The 14,601-nt window shown below is 50.3% G+C and carries 11 protein-coding genes; 7 read left to right on the forward strand and 4 right to left on the reverse strand.

What is annotated here, in order from left to right:
- The first annotated feature begins 47 nt into the window (after positions 1-47).
- Complete coding sequence (locus ETV65_RS18940; RefSeq protein WP_129954654.1) at positions 48-533, forward strand: DNA polymerase III subunit chi; 486 nt, start codon at positions 48-50, stop codon at positions 531-533.
- On the forward strand, positions 526-3,381 hold the full coding sequence (locus tag ETV65_RS18945) for a valine--tRNA ligase (protein WP_129954655.1): 2,856 nt from the start codon (positions 526-528) through the stop codon (positions 3,379-3,381). The genes ETV65_RS18940 and ETV65_RS18945 overlap by 8 nt, the downstream gene beginning before the upstream one ends.
- An 84-nt stretch (positions 3,382-3,465) precedes the next feature.
- Here the strand turns inward: ETV65_RS18945 and ETV65_RS18950 are convergent, their stop codons facing one another.
- Complete coding sequence (locus ETV65_RS18950) at positions 3,466-4,422, reverse strand: LysR family transcriptional regulator (RefSeq protein ID WP_205951613.1); 957 nt, start codon at positions 4,420-4,422, stop codon at positions 3,466-3,468.
- Positions 4,423-5,172: 750 nt separating this feature from the next.
- Here ETV65_RS18950 and ETV65_RS18955 point away from each other — a divergent pair.
- The 4 genes from ETV65_RS18955 to ETV65_RS18970 all read left to right on the forward strand — a co-directional run bounded on the left by ETV65_RS18955 (position 5,173) and on the right by ETV65_RS18970 (position 9,638).
- The gene (locus tag ETV65_RS18955; protein ID WP_129954657.1) at positions 5,173-5,676 is read left to right on the forward strand and encodes a GNAT family N-acetyltransferase; all 504 of its coding nucleotides are present in this window, start codon (positions 5,173-5,175) and stop codon (positions 5,674-5,676) included.
- A 44-nt stretch (positions 5,677-5,720) separates the two neighbouring features.
- A complete protein-coding gene (locus tag ETV65_RS18960; RefSeq protein ID WP_129954658.1) occupies positions 5,721-6,461 on the forward strand; it encodes a MurR/RpiR family transcriptional regulator in 741 nt (246 codons plus the stop codon).
- Positions 6,462-6,608: 147 nt separating this feature from the next.
- The gene (locus ETV65_RS18965) at positions 6,609-8,141 is read left to right on the forward strand and encodes a PTS transporter subunit EIIC (protein WP_129954659.1); all 1,533 of its coding nucleotides are present in this window, start codon (positions 6,609-6,611) and stop codon (positions 8,139-8,141) included.
- A gap of 63 nt (positions 8,142-8,204) precedes the next feature.
- The gene (locus tag ETV65_RS18970) at positions 8,205-9,638 is read left to right on the forward strand and encodes a 6-phospho-beta-glucosidase (protein ID WP_129954660.1); all 1,434 of its coding nucleotides are present in this window, start codon (positions 8,205-8,207) and stop codon (positions 9,636-9,638) included.
- A gap of 40 nt (positions 9,639-9,678) precedes the next feature.
- Here ETV65_RS18970 and ETV65_RS18975 read toward each other — a convergent pair whose 3' ends face one another.
- From ETV65_RS18975 to rraB, 3 genes are all read right to left on the reverse strand, one after another.
- Positions 9,679-11,238, reverse strand: coding sequence for a glycoside hydrolase 43 family protein (locus tag ETV65_RS18975; RefSeq protein ID WP_238483165.1), 1,560 nt, complete (start codon positions 11,236-11,238; stop codon positions 9,679-9,681).
- Positions 11,239-11,252: 14 nt separating this feature from the next.
- Positions 11,253-12,683 carry a glycoside-pentoside-hexuronide (GPH):cation symporter gene (locus ETV65_RS18980; protein WP_129954662.1) on the reverse strand — a complete coding sequence of 477 codons (1,431 nt, stop codon included), beginning with the start codon at positions 12,681-12,683 and terminating at the stop codon, positions 11,253-11,255.
- Between the two features lie 200 nt (positions 12,684-12,883).
- Entirely contained in the window at positions 12,884-13,309 is a 426-nt protein-coding gene (gene rraB / locus ETV65_RS18985) for a ribonuclease E inhibitor RraB (protein ID WP_129954663.1), read from the reverse strand.
- 168 nt (positions 13,310-13,477) lie between these two features.
- On the opposite strand from rraB, the gene argF reads away from it, so the two are divergent.
- Positions 13,478-14,485, forward strand: coding sequence for an ornithine carbamoyltransferase (gene argF, locus ETV65_RS18990; RefSeq protein WP_129954664.1), 1,008 nt, complete (start codon positions 13,478-13,480; stop codon positions 14,483-14,485).
- Positions 14,486-14,601: the final 116 nt, after the last annotated feature.

A 14,601-nucleotide genomic window follows, 5' to 3' on the forward strand; every position in this document is an offset into this window, starting at 1 on the left:
CACCAGTTGCGCCCCTGTTTTTTTCTCAGCAGCACAGTGAACTCATCATGAAACAGGCAACCTTCTTTCTTCTCGATGCGCCGGACGCCAGTGGCGAGCTCAGCTCACACGAAGCCCTGGCCTGCGTGGTCGCCGCTGAACGTTACCGGATGGGCAAACGTGTTCTGCTGGCCTGTGAAGACCAAAAACAGGCTGAACGCCTGGATGAGGCGCTTTGGCAACGCGAACCGGGCCATTTTGTCCCGCATAACCTGGCTGGCGAAGGGCCGCGTTTTGGCGCGCCGGTTGAATTATGCTGGCCGGGAAAACGCGGTAATGCCCCGCGCGACTTGCTCATCAGCCTGATGCCTGAGTTTGCAGATTTTGCTACTGCTTTCCATGAAGTGGTAGACTTCGTTCCTTACGAAGATTCCCTTAAACAACTTGCGCGCGAACGCTACAAAGCCTATCGCAGCGTGGGTTTCTCTTTGACGACGGCCCCGACGCCCTCAGTCACCACATCGACCGACGAAAATACGAAGCGAAATGGATAAGACATATAACCCGCAAGACATCGAGCAGCCGCTTTACGAGCACTGGGAACAACAGGGCTATTTCAAGCCACATGGTGACACCAGTAAAGAAAGCTTTGCCATCATGATCCCGCCGCCGAATGTTACCGGCAGCTTGCACATGGGTCATGCTTTCCAGCAAACCATCATGGACGCCATGATCCGCTATCAGCGCATGCAAGGGAAAAACACCTTGTGGCAGGCGGGGACTGACCATGCGGGTATCGCAACGCAAATGGTGGTTGAGCGTAAAATCGCCGCAGAAGAAGGCAAAACCCGTCACGACTATGGCCGCGAAGCCTTCATCAACAAAATCTGGGACTGGAAAGCAGAATCCGGCGGCACCATTACCCGCCAGATGCGCCGTCTGGGCGATTCCGTAGACTGGGAGCGCGAGCGCTTCACGATGGATGAAGGCCTGTCTGACGCCGTGCGCGAAGTGTTTGTTCGCCTGTATAAAGAAGATCTGATTTATCGTGGCAAACGCCTGGTGAACTGGGATCCGAAACTGCGCACCGCGATTTCCGATCTGGAAGTGGAAAACCGCGAATCAAAAGGTTCCATGTGGCACCTGCGTTATCCGCTGGCTGACGGCGCGAAAACCGCTGAAGGCAAAGATTACCTGGTGGTCGCGACGACGCGCCCGGAAACCGTGCTCGGTGATACCGGCGTGGCCGTTAACCCGGAAGATCCGCGTTACCGGGATCTGATCGGCAAAGAGATCATTTTGCCGCTGGTAGGTCGTCGTATCCCGATTGTTGCCGATGAACACGCCGATATGCAAAAAGGCACCGGCTGCGTGAAGATCACCCCGGCGCATGACTTTAACGACTATGAAGTCGGTAAACGTCACGGCCTGCCAATGATCAACATTCTGACTTTTGATGGCGATATCCGCCAGGCCGCTGAAATTTTCGATACCAACGGCGAAGAAACGGATGCCTGCAGCAATGAGATCCCTGAACAGTTCCGTGGGCTTGAGCGTTTTGCTGCGCGTAAAGCCGTGGTCGCTGCCTTCGACGAAGCCGGTCTGCTGGAAGAAATCAAACCTCATGATCTGACTGTGCCTTACGGTGACCGTGGCGGCGTCGTTATCGAGCCCATGCTGACTGACCAGTGGTATGTGCGGACTGCGCCGCTGGCGAAAGTGGCGGTGGAAGCCGTTGAGCAAGGCGACATTCAGTTCGTGCCAAAGCAATACGAGAATATGTATTTCAGCTGGATGCGTGACATTCAGGACTGGTGTATTTCCCGTCAGCTGTGGTGGGGACACCGTATCCCGGCGTGGTATGACGCCGAAGGCAACGTATTTGTTGGCCGCGACGAAGCGGAAGTACGCAGCGAAAATAACCTGGGCGCAGACGTTGTACTGACTCAGGACGAAGACGTGCTCGATACCTGGTTCTCTTCCGGTCTGTGGACTTTCTCCACGCTGGGCTGGCCAGAACAGACACCTGACCTCAAAGCCTTCCACCCTTCAAGCGTGGTCGTCAGCGGCTTCGACATCATCTTCTTCTGGATCGCGCGCATGATCATGATGACCATGCACTTTGTGAAAGACGAGAACGGCAAGCCGCAGGTTCCGTTCCACACCGTTTATATGACGGGGCTTATCCGCGACGATGAAGGGCAGAAAATGTCCAAGTCCAAAGGTAACGTTATCGATCCGCTGGATATGATCGACGGTATCTCGCTGGAAGATCTGCTGGAAAAACGTACCGGCAACATGATGCAACCGCAGCTGGCAGAGAAAATCCGCAAGCGCACCGAGAAGCAATTCCCGAACGGTATCGAACCGCACGGTACTGATGCCCTGCGCTTCACACTGGCGGCACTGGCGTCTACCGGTCGTGACATCAACTGGGACATGAAGCGTCTTGAAGGCTACCGTAACTTCTGTAATAAGCTGTGGAATGCCAGCCGCTTTGTACTGATGAACACCGAAGATCAGGATTGCGGCCTGAACGGCGGCGAACTTGAGCTGTCACTGGCTGACCGCTGGATCCTCGCGGAATATAACCGCACGGTAAAAACTTACCGTGAAGCGATGGATAACTATCGCTTCGATCTGGCTGCCAGCATTCTGTATGAATTCACCTGGAACCAGTTCTGTGACTGGTATCTGGAACTGACCAAGCCGGTGATGAACGGGGGCAACGAAGCCCAGCTACGCGGCACCCGTCATACACTGGTAGAAGTGCTGGAAGGTTTGCTGCGTCTTGCGCATCCGATCATCCCGTTCATCACAGAAACCATCTGGCAGCGCGTGAAATCGCTGAAAGGCATCACGGCAGAAACTATTATGCTGCAGCCTTTCCCTGAGTTTGACGCAGCAAAAGCGGACGAACTGGCGCTGGCTGATCTGGAGTGGATTAAGCAGGCGATCATCGCTATCCGTAACGTGCGTGCTGAAATGAACCTGTCCCCGGCTAAACCGCTGGAACTGCTGCTGCGCGGCGCAAGTGCAGATGCACAACGTCGTGTGGAACAGAACCTGAGCTTTATTAAATCGCTGGCACGTCTGGAATCCATCACCATTCTGCCTGCTGGCGACAAAGGCCCGGTTTCTGTCACCAAACTGGTGGAAGGTGCGGAACTGCTGATCCCAATGGCCGGTCTGATTGATAAAGATGCCGAACTGGCCCGTCTGGACAAAGAGATGGCAAAACTGGACGGCGAGATTGCCTCCATCGAAGGCAAGTTGTCTAACGAAGGGTTCGTGGCGCGTGCGCCGGAAGCCGTCGTCGCCAAAGAACGTGAACGTCTGACGGCCTGTGGCGAAGCAAAAGTGAAACTGGCAGAACAGAAAGCCACGATTGCCGCGCTGTAATTCCGGTTATCCGTAAGCGTTAAAACACAATAAAAACGAAGGCCAGTCAGCGTAATCTGACTGGCCTTTTTTATTTAATCTGCTTCAGGGCTGAGAATCGTTGTTATGCGCGTCCACAAAAAGCTCGGTCATTTTTTTTACCAGCGTGGCAAAAAATTGGTTATTAAGAGCCGCTTTGTTATAAATCATATATATCGGCTGAGAAGGTAAATCGAACTCCATTTCCAGCTTCTGGACATCGAACGAATTTTTTACTTTTTCATAGAAACGTTCGGCAACAAACGCCAGCAGGTCAGAAACCTCAACCATTGAAATAATAGAGAGTAATGAAGGGCTGATGTATCTGACTTTTCTTTCGTGCTGCAGCATCTTATTCACGTTCAGCCGGTTAGATAAAGCGCTGGCACTTTCCGAATCCACAAAAATATACTCTTCAGCAATTGCCTGTTCGCGTGTCACCGTTCCTTTGATGCGCGGATGTGAACCGCGGCAAATCAGGACCGGCATTTCATCGGCAATATGCTGGCTTACCCGGGAGTGACTAATGTGCGGATGAATATCAAAAACAATGTCTGCTTTACGGAAAATCAGCGACTCTTCGATATCAGTCAGGGAGTTATTGCTGACGTGATGAATTATCTCGCAATCAGGTGCCACTTCATCCAGCACCTTGCGCATCACATTCATGGTAAACATAGATAAGTAAGGTGAACAGTTAACAACAAGGCGGGTGGGTACAGAATCAAATGAGATATTCTGCAATTTCGCAATCAGATTGTCATAAGCCTCTGCCAGCCCTTCATGTATACCCACTGCAACGGTTGTGGGTGCCAGCGCCTTACCATCCCTGATGAACAACGCATCATTATAATGAACCCGCAAACGCCCCAGAGCCTGACTGACAGCGGAAGGTGTGATGCCAAGAGCATCCGCCGCTTTGGTTCCGCTACGATGAATGAAAACAGCCTCAAACGTAGTTAATAAATTGAGATCAAAATTTTTCACCATTTTAAAACGATCGGTGAGTATGTTCTCTTTCATGCTTTCCAGCCCTCTGATCTCAGGTGTGTTACGAAAATTCGTATTCTCACCCTCAATCATAGTCAAGTTACTCATTGTTGGTCTCCTTACCTGTAAGTAAATTTGATGTATTTTATTAATACAAATGATCTGATTTTATTCATTAAAATCAATTTAAAAGAAAAGCAGACAGTGATATAAAACGCCAGCTTTACACATTCTGTCTATGAGGAAATAAACTTTACTGAACTATACCTTTAACAAATTAGAATGAAAATCCGTCCGTTTTTTAGAAAAATAGAAAATTCATATAAATTTCCGATCATTCATACAGATACACCAGCATTTAAGATTACTAAATAGTACATTCAGCGTTCGAAAAGTTGTTTACCCGATAACGAGGAATAATACGCGTCAGCGATAAGTGATAGCGATTCTTAAACACTCTCCGCCTTTACGCTGAACCTGAATCTGAACCTGGCGCAGGTTAACGTGGTATTGATTATTAACTGATATTTTATCTGGCCTTCTGAAAGGCTGGCAGAATGCCTTTCTTAAAAGAAGAAAGGGGCATCGCAACGGGTGTAACGAGGAAGGTTTGATCATGTCCCTGTACTGGAGGCAAAGAATAGTTGCCTTCAGTACAGGGGAAAATGCTCATCTGAGATAAGTAAAACCACCGGGAAACGCCTGCGGCGTTGCATCAGCAGGCCCTAAGGTGGTATTAAAACGGTCTGTTTGATTACCTGTTATTGAAACTGAGTGAGTAACATGACGACCTCCCTTCCTGTCAGCGTGCGGGTGCGACCGATACGCCATGAAGATAATGCAGCCATCGCCAACGTGATCCGCCACGTTTCTGCCGAATTTGGCCTGACCGCCGATAAAGGCTATACCGTCGCGGATCCAAATCTGGATCATTTGTTTGAAACCTACAGTCAGCCGCGCTGCGCCTACTGGGTCGTAGAACTTGACGGGGTGGTTGCGGGCGGCGGCGGCGTCGCGCCATTATCCGGTGCAGAGAGTGATCTGTGTGAATTGCAGAAGATGTATTTTATGCCGGCACTGCGCGGTCAGGGGCTGGCAAAACGACTGGCCTTACAGGCTATTGAACATGCGCGCCAGCAGGGTTTTGCCCGCTGCTATCTGGAAACCACTGCCAGTCTGACCCAGGCCATTGCACTGTATGAGCGTCTGGGTTTTCACCACATTGATTGCGCACTTGGCAATACCGGCCATGTTGATTGTGAAGTGACGATGTTAAAATATCTCTGACACCGTGTTCATCCTTTATCCGCTCTTTGCAAACAGGCATCTGAATGTTCACACATAAAGCCATTTCCGCGTTAAATGAACTGGAGCTGACGGTCTACAACTACATCGTCAAAAACGGCGATAAGGCGATGTACATGACCATTCGTGAACTGGCAGATGCCGCAGGCGTCTCGACCACGACCGTTTTGCGTTTCTGCAAGAAAATGGACTGCGAGGGGTATTCTGAATTCCGCATCCGCTTTAAGCTGTTTTTAGAACATGAAGAAAAGCCACCGGTATCATTTGGTATCAGTGAGATCATCAGTTATTTCAAAAGCATTAATAACAGTGAGTTTGATGAATTATTAGAAAACGCAGCCCGCCAGATTGCCAATGCGCAACGTATTATATTTGTGGGCGTGGGAACATCAGGTTCATTAGGCAAGTATAGTGCACGCTTTTTCTCTAATGTCGGGAAATTCAGTACCTTTATTGACGACCCTTATTTCCCGATCAACAGCGATATGTATAAAGATGCTATCGCCATTATTCTTTCTGTCTCGGGTGAAACGGAAGAAGTGCTGCGTTTCGCTACGCAGTTCAGCCAGCATAATTGCCAGATCATCAGCCTGACTAACAGCGAGAATTCAACACTGGCGCGGATGGCAGACCTCAACATCTCTTACCACATGCCGCAAATAGTCCTCGAAGGGCAATATAATATTACCACGCAGATCCCGGTACTTTATATTATCGAGACTATCGGGAAGAAATTACCTTTAATAAAACGTGACTCAGCGCAATGAAAAAACAGGGTGTTTTAAAGAAGTAACAAATCACCCGATTCGATTTTTGTTATATCGTGACAATATACTTTCTTTTGCTACACTCCTGCCAACGAGTAAAAAAACAAAAAAGCTCACCTCTGTATACCCGCAGGAGAATAATAAATAATGGCTATTGATTACGCTCAGACAGCTCAGGAGATCGTTAAATATATTGGCGGCGATAATAATGTGATTAGTATCACACATTGCGCCACACGTTTACGCTTTGTTCTGAAAGATAATAAAGCGGTCGATAAAGAAGAATTAAAACGTGTGAAAGGCGTTATCACTGTTATCGAAGCCGGCGGACAGATGCAGGTGGTGATCGGCAACCACGTGAGCGATGCTTACAAACAGGTGCTGAAACTGATCCGGATTGATGAAAACGCGCCGGTTTCAGCGCCAAATGTCGGTATTGTCAGCCGTGTCATGGACGTTATTTCCAGCATCTTTACGCCTTTCCTTTATCAGCTTGCCGCCTGCGGTATCTTACAGGGAATTATCTCCTTCCTGGCCGCCGTCGGGATTATGGACGCCAGCAGCGGCACTTACCGTATCCTGAATTTTGTCTCCTGGACGGCCTTTACCTTCCTGCCGGTGATGATTGCATTCACCGCCGCGAAAAAATTCAACGTCAACCCTTTCACCGCCGTCATTACCGCCTGTGCACTGATCAGCCCCGATTACATGAATATGCTGACGGCGTTCAAAATCACGTCGGTCAACTCCGCTGACCCGGCCATGCAACAACTGATGCGCGAAGCAGTCAGTAATCCTGATATCGCCAACATTTTACAGAATGTTGTCGGCATTCCGGTTTCGGCACCCACTCTGGATTTCCTGGGGATTCCGGTGAAATACCTGAGCTATACCGCGTCCGTTATCCCGATCATTCTGATGGTCTGGGCGATGTCTTATATCGAGCATTTCTTTAATAAATTCCTGCCGGTGGTGATCCGTAACCTGTTCACGCCAATGTTCTGTATCGCGATTATGGTGCCCATGACGCTGCTGGTGTTCGGGCCGGTGGGTAATCTGATTGGCGGTGCTATTGGCGGCGTTTACAACACGCTCTATCACCTCAGCCCGACGATTGCCGGTTTTGTGGTGGGAGCTTTCTGGCAGCCACTGGTCACCCTGGGGGTTCACTGGGGCATTACACCCGTCACCGTCGGCAACTACGCCACGCTGGGTTATGACACCTTTACCGGTCTGCAGGCGTCTGCCGTCTTCGCCATGACCGGCAGCATGTTTGGCGTATACCTGAAAACCCGCAGTCGCGAAATGAAAGGTATCTCACTGTCTGCTGGCGTCACCGGTCTGTTCGGTATCACGGAACCGGCAATTTACGGTGTGGCGCTGCGCCTAAAAAAACCGTTCCTGTGCAGTTGCGTAGCAGGTGGTATCGGCGGCGCGATTGCCGGTTCCTTTAATGCGGTGTCGTGGAGCTATTGCCTGCCGGGTATCGCCGTACTGCCGGTGTTCTTCAAAGAAGGCCATATGCCGCAGTTCCTCGGTTTCCTGTTGTCGATTACCGTCGCGTTTGTCCTCGGCGCGCTGTTCACCTGGCTGGTCGGCTTCAAAGATGAGCCGGATGTCGCCGCAACCCAAAAACCGCAGGCAGAAACACCACGCGCCACCCAGGCTGAAATGAATTAAGTCACAGATTACGTTCTACAGGGCAGAAGCACTCTGCCCTCACCAGGTATCGAGGAGAATCAAATGAGCCATCAGTTACAAAAGGATTTCTTATGGGGCGGCGCGGTTGCGGCGCATCAGGTTGAAGGCGGCTGGAACAAAGACGGTAAAGGCATCAGTATCTGCGATGTGCTTTCCGGCGGCGCACACGGCGTTGACCGCGTGATGACCGACGGCGTGCTTGAAGGTTACAGCTATCCAAACCATGAAGCCGTCGATTTCTACTCGCATTACAAAGAAGACATCGCTTTATTCGCTGAAATGGGTTTCAAATGCTTCCGCACTTCGATTGCCTGGACGCGTATATTTCCGAACGGTGACGAATTACAGCCAAACGAAGCCGGACTGCAATTCTATGATGATATGTTCGATGAGTTGCTCAAATACAATATCGAGCCGGTCATCACCCTTTCCCACTTCGAAATGCCGTGGCATCTGGTGAAAGAATACGGCGGATGGAAAAACCGTCAGGTGGTGGATTTCTTTGTACGCTTCAGCCAGGTGGTGATGGAACGCTACAAAGGCAAAGTGAAATACTGGATGACCTTCAACGAGATCAATAACCAGCGTAACTGGAAATATCCGCTGTTCGGTTATTGCTGCTCCGGTGTGGTATTCACCGAACAGGAAAATCCGGAAGAAACGATGTATCAGGTGCTGCATCATCAGTTTGTGGCCAGCGCCAAAGTGGTCAAACTCGGCCATGACATCAATCCGGATTTCCAGATTGGTTGCATGATCGCCATGGTGCCGTTGTATCCGTTTTCCTGCCACCCGGACGATGTGATGTATGCCGTCGAAGCGATGCACGAACGCTTCCTGTTCAGCGACGTTCATATGCGCGGTTATTACCCGGCCTATACGCTGAAAGAATGGGAACGACGCGGCTTTAACATCAACATGGAAGACGGCGATTTACAGGCGCTGCGCGACGGCTGCGCAGATTATATCGGCCTGAGCTATTACATGAGTAACGCCATATCGGCACACAATCCCAGTGATGATAACGGCTTGTCCGGTTTTGCGGGCAGCGTACCGAATCCGCACGTGAAAGCTTCTGACTGGGGCTGGCAGATTGATCCGGTGGGTCTGCGCTACACACTGAATATCTTGTACGAACGTTATCAGAAGCCGCTGTTTATTGTCGAAAATGGCTTTGGCGCTATCGACAAAGCGGGGGAGGACGGCATCATTCATGATGATTACCGCATCGCCTACCTGAAAGCCCATATTGAGCAGATGAAAAAAGCCGTACTGGAAGATGGTGTGGATCTGATGGGCTACACGCCGTGGGGCTGCATCGACTGCGTGTCGTTTACCACGGGCCAGTACAGCAAACGTTACGGCTTTATTCACGTCGATAAGAACGATGACGGCACCGGCACCATGGCGCGCTCTAAAAAAGAGAGCTTCGGCTGGTATCAGAAAGTGATTGAGAGTAACGGAGAGGTGCTTTAAATCGCAGACAGCCAGCTCCTGACGGAGCTGGCTTTTATGACTAGTAACGTTTTACCTCGAAATACGAGAACTCGCTGTATCCTGCATCTGAGTCCAGTCCGGACGCGGCAGAGTAAATACCGATTTTTGCCCCTACCCATTTCCCCGCTGAAATTGCTAGTTGTGGCTCAACGGTTTTCCACTCTTCGGTTTCGATCTGTCTGAAAGAGAAATGACAGACACCACGTTGCAATATCTCCGCTCTGATGAACACCGCTTCGTTGCGGATGAGCGTCGACAGCACGGTTCTTTTCTGACTCAGAACACCTTTATCGCTCATCCAGCCGAAATCAAACACCAGCGCCCATCCGCCTTCCTGCCGGCACACCGAAACCGCTCCATATCTCTCGCCATAGACAATCAAGCCGCTCTGTTCCCCGTCGTGGTTAAAATGCGGAGTCAGACGCGTAGTTACCGTAAATTGAGGTGCGGATAATTTCTGCAAAAGGAGTTGGGGTGTGTCGTACAAAGACCGCGCACCAAAAGGCCGGCAGACCAGTTTCAGCCCCTCCGGTGACGGAATAATCCAGTCACGTTGCGGATTCGCCTGCCACTGCCATTGCAGGCCAAAACGGCCGTCAGCAAAGCGGTCAGTTGTTTGCGGTTTGCAGGATTTACCCTCTTTGCCTGTCATGGGTTTTGGGTAAACCGACACGGGTTGCCCGGGCCCTGCGTCATCAACCTTCTCACCGATTTCCGGCCAGTCATCATGCTTCCAGCGCATGGGCTGTAAGTGCACTATCCGGCCATTATGTGCAGCATCCTGAAAATGCATAAACCAGCATTCCCCGTTTTTCAGCTCGACCCATCCGCCCTGATGCGGGCCATTCACTTTCGAGGTGCCCTGATGCAACACATCCCGGGCCTCAAACGGGCCGTTAATCTGTCGCGAACGTAATACAGTCTGCCAGCCACTTTCGACGCCCCCGGCAGGAGCGAAGATGTAATACCAGCCATTACGCCAATACATTTTTGGCCCTTCAATGGTCGGATGGGAAACCGCGCCATCAAAAATGATGCTTCCCTCATCAAGAAGAGATGTCGCATCGGGCGCCATTTCACAAAGCTGTAGCTGATGTTTAATCCCGGAACGGCTGTAAGCAAACGCATGAACCAGCCATGCGCGCCCGTCGTCATCCCAGAACGGGCAAGGATCGATCCAGCCCTTCACCGCTTTAATACAATGCGGCTCGCTCCAGTCTTTGGCCGGGTCTGCGGTGTAAGACATAAAAATGCCTTCATCAGGCATGCTGTAAAACACCCAGAACAGCCCGTTGTGATAACGAATACTCGGTGCCCAGATCCCTTTGCCGGGCTGCATATTGTCGTAGGCGGGATAGTTAATCCGCTGCACAACATGGTTAATAATTTTCCAGTTCACCAGATCTGTTGAGTGAAGAACAGGCAGGCCCGGAATATGGTTAAAACTTGAAGCCACCATGTAAATATTGTCGCCCACACAGACAATATCCGGGTCTGAATAATCCGCATACAAGACAGGGTTCTGATAATGCCCGTCACCCAAATCGGGTTGCCAGCCTGAATTTAATACATCATCCATTGAGGTTATCTCCATTATTTCGCCACCAGACCCGCCGGGATCAGGTCAGGTTTATTTTCCTGCCTGTCGGCGATCTCAGTGCTGCGTTTTGCCAGATCATTCTGGATTTTGTTCATGGTGGCATCGTCGAGTTTGTAGAAACGGGCAAGGAAATAAAGAATGAGATAGGACACCGACGGCCCCACGGTCAGGAGACCAATAATACCCGTGGTCGCCAGAGCGGTTTGTGTTTCTGCTCCCGCATGATAACCAAACCAGCCAAGTGAGAACCCGACGAAAGCGCCCGCAAAGGCCATTCCCAGTTTTAACGCGAACAGATTTCCGGAGAAAGAAAGGCCCGTAATACGACGTCCTGTTTTCCATTCTCCATAATCCGCCGCATTGGCCATCATGTTCCATTTAAACGGCTGATACATCTGGTGTAAAAAACCGATAATGAAATAAAGCGGAAAAATTACTGGCAGGAGTTTCGGCGGTACAAAAAACATCACGACGCCCGCCAGAACCAACAGCAAATTGATATTTTTAAACATCGTCAGTGTACTAAAACGCCGGGCAAAATATCCCGCTGCTATTGCCCCAAATATCGTGCCGACCACGCTGGTCGTGATAAACGTACTTTTCATCGCCGTGCCACTGATCAGACTCTGTCCCTTATCCAGCATCAGATACGTCGCGTAATACAACGTTGCGGAACTGCGCATCACCCCGGCCATACTGGAGAAGAAGGTAATGATGGCGACAATACGCCACTGATCATTGGACAGCAGCTTTTTCAAATCACTGAGAACCGACACCTCACGGGTATCCTCCGCCGTGATCCGTTCTTTAGTGAAACAAAAACAAAACACCAGCATACAAATAGCAATTGCGCCCATTACCGCCATCGTCGCCTGATATCCTGCCTGCAGATTTTCTTTACCGAAATAATCCACCAGCCACAGGGTGCCGACAGAAACCAGTAAACCGGCCAGAGAGGAGATGGTAAAACGATAAGATTGTGCAGAGAGCCGGTCTTTATCATCCGTCGTAATTACGCCTCCCAGGGCGCAGTAAGGAATATTGATAAAGGTGTAACACAGCATCAGCAATGAGTAAGTGATGTAGGCGTAAAGCAGTTTGCCTGAATGACCGAAATCAGGCGTTGTGAAGGTCATTACGGCCAGCACTGCATAAGGAATGGCAAACCATATCAGCCACGGGCGAAAATGCCCCCAGCGGGTTTTTACACGGTCAGCGATAATGCCGGTAAGCGGATCACTCACGGCATCCAGAATGCGCGTAACCAGAAACATCACCCCGACAGCGGCGGCGGAGAGCCCGTAGATATCAGTATAAAAGTAGGTAAGAAACATCGTGACCGAGGAATAAACGATCCCGCAAGCGGCGTCACCCATACCAAAACCGAGTTTTTCTATAACAGACAATTTCTTTACGGCTGCCATAATCTGACTCCAAACCATGAGGTAGAATATCTTTCAGAATTGGTATGTTAACTTTTGGCAGCTGTGTTGAATTTAACCATATTTTGCTTATGGTTTATGAAATTTACCAAACGAGAGGCGTCTCACAAAGAGAAGGGGGTTATGCAGAAATAAAAAAAGCTGCTTAATTCAGCAGCCTTTTGTTTCAAATTCAGAAAAAATCAATGACGCTTTCCGTCATCATCTTCGTCGACAAAATCTTCATCTTCGCCGTCTTCACCTTCTTCGTCGTCATCGCCTTCGAAGTAAGTGCCCCAGCCGTCATAGCTGACACCGTTGGCTTCGGCCAGATTCATCAGTTGCTCAACCTGGGTGTCGATCAGCTCCGCTTTCAGCGCGATTTCGCTGATTACATCACAGCACATCACGACTGAACCGTCTTCCACTTCCAGCTCTTCAGCATCAGTAACTTCATAACCCAGTTTGAAAGCTTCAACGGCCGCTTTCTCCAGAACGTCAAATTTCTCTGAAGATAAGTGGTGTTCGATAGTGTAAAGCGCGTCAGGATCACTGCCATCATCCAGCAGTTCTTCGATGATTAAGCGAGTCTCTTCACGTTGTTCTTCCAGCAATTCACGGTTTGCCATATCTCTGTCCTCAATCAATGTGACGTTTGTACGCTATTTTCACACACCGCAGGGCGCGTCTCCACTATAAACGACAAAGTTTTTACTGCGGGGTTGTATTTGCATATTCATACAGTTAAATTGAATTTAAATTCAATCCGAAATGCTTACGCGCTATGGAGCGACATCATGAGTTTGTTGAGTAAACGTCATTTTCTCAGGTTACTGGATTTTACCCCGTCAGAGATTTCGTCACTGCTGAAACTCTCCGCAGAATTAAAGGCCGCTAAGAAGAACGGCACCGAAAAAGCCAGTCTGCAAGGCAAAAACATCGCGCTCATCTTCGAAAAAGACTCAACCCGCACCCGGTGCTCTTTCGAAGTTGCCGCATACGATCAGGGCGCAAAAGTCACCTATCTCGGCCCAAGTGGCAGCCAGATCGGCCATAAAGAATCGATGAAAGATACCGCCCGCGTCCTCGGGCGCATGTACGACGGTATTCAGTATCGCGGTTACGGGCAGGATAAAGTGGAAATTCTGGCCCATTATGCCGGTGTACCGGTATGGAATGGCCTGACCAACGAATTTCACCCGACACAACTGCTGGCTGATCTGCTGACCATGCAGGAACATCTGCCGGGCCAGCCGCTGAAAGGCATGCGTCTGGCCTATCTGGGAGATACCCGTAACAACATGGGCAATTCCCTGCTGGAGGCTGCGGCGTTATGCGGACTGGATTTGCGCCTTGTTGCGCCTTCGGCCTGCTGGCCGGAAGCCGAACTGGTCGCCACCTGTGAACACCTGGCGAAAGAAAACGGCGGCAGCATCACCCTGACCGAAGATATCGCAACCGGCGTGAAAGATGCTGATTTCCTTTACACCGACGTCTGGGTTTCCATGGGGGAGCCGAAAGAAGTGTGGAAAGAACGCATTAATCTGCTGCGTCCTTATCAGGTGAACAGCGCGATGCTGGCGCTGACCGGCAATCCGCAGGTGAAATTCCTGCACTGCCTGCCGGCATTTCATGACGACCAGACCACACTTGGCAAACAAATGGCAGAAGAGTATGGCCTGCACGGGGGGATGGAAGTCACCGATGACGTCTTTGAATCCCGCCACAGCGTAGTGTTTGATCAGGCGGAAAATCGTCTGCACACGATCAAAGCGGTAATGGTTGCCACGCTCGCTAACCACTGATTTTTCCCGGCGTGCAGCAAGGATAACTTTCCTGCACGCCGTAATCTTTACATCATTTTGCACTTTATCCCGCCCGTTCCCGTCAGAAGACCGCATTTTCAACTAACCTTTTTAAA

It is taken from the genome of Rahnella sp. RFA10(1/100) (assembly GCF_004195115.1).
GTDB lineage: Bacteria > Pseudomonadota > Gammaproteobacteria > Enterobacterales > Enterobacteriaceae > Rahnella > Rahnella perminowiae.

Excerpts from the sequence above, each read along its gene's own strand:
- ETV65_RS18980 (WP_129954662.1), bottom strand. The coding sequence starts at position 12,683 with ATGGCAGCCGTAAAGAAATTGTCTGTTATAGAAAAACTCGGTTTTGGT.
- ETV65_RS18955 (WP_129954657.1), top strand. The coding sequence starts at position 5,173 with ATGACGACCTCCCTTCCTGTCAGCGTGCGGGTGCGACCGATACGCCAT.
- ETV65_RS18965 (WP_129954659.1), top strand. The coding sequence starts at position 6,609 with ATGGCTATTGATTACGCTCAGACAGCTCAGGAGATCGTTAAATATATT.
- ETV65_RS18940 (WP_129954654.1), top strand. The coding sequence starts at position 48 with ATGAAACAGGCAACCTTCTTTCTTCTCGATGCGCCGGACGCCAGTGGC.
- ETV65_RS18960 (WP_129954658.1), top strand. The coding sequence starts at position 5,721 with ATGTTCACACATAAAGCCATTTCCGCGTTAAATGAACTGGAGCTGACG.
- ETV65_RS18970 (WP_129954660.1), top strand. The coding sequence starts at position 8,205 with ATGAGCCATCAGTTACAAAAGGATTTCTTATGGGGCGGCGCGGTTGCG.
- ETV65_RS18975 (WP_238483165.1), bottom strand. The coding sequence starts at position 11,238 with ATGGATGATGTATTAAATTCAGGCTGGCAACCCGATTTGGGTGACGGG.
- rraB (WP_129954663.1), bottom strand. The coding sequence starts at position 13,309 with ATGGCAAACCGTGAATTGCTGGAAGAACAACGTGAAGAGACTCGCTTA.
- ETV65_RS18945 (WP_129954655.1), top strand. The coding sequence starts at position 526 with ATGGATAAGACATATAACCCGCAAGACATCGAGCAGCCGCTTTACGAG.
- ETV65_RS18950 (WP_205951613.1), bottom strand. The coding sequence starts at position 4,422 with ATGAAAGAGAACATACTCACCGATCGTTTTAAAATGGTGAAAAATTTT.
- argF (WP_129954664.1), top strand. The coding sequence starts at position 13,478 with ATGAGTTTGTTGAGTAAACGTCATTTTCTCAGGTTACTGGATTTTACC.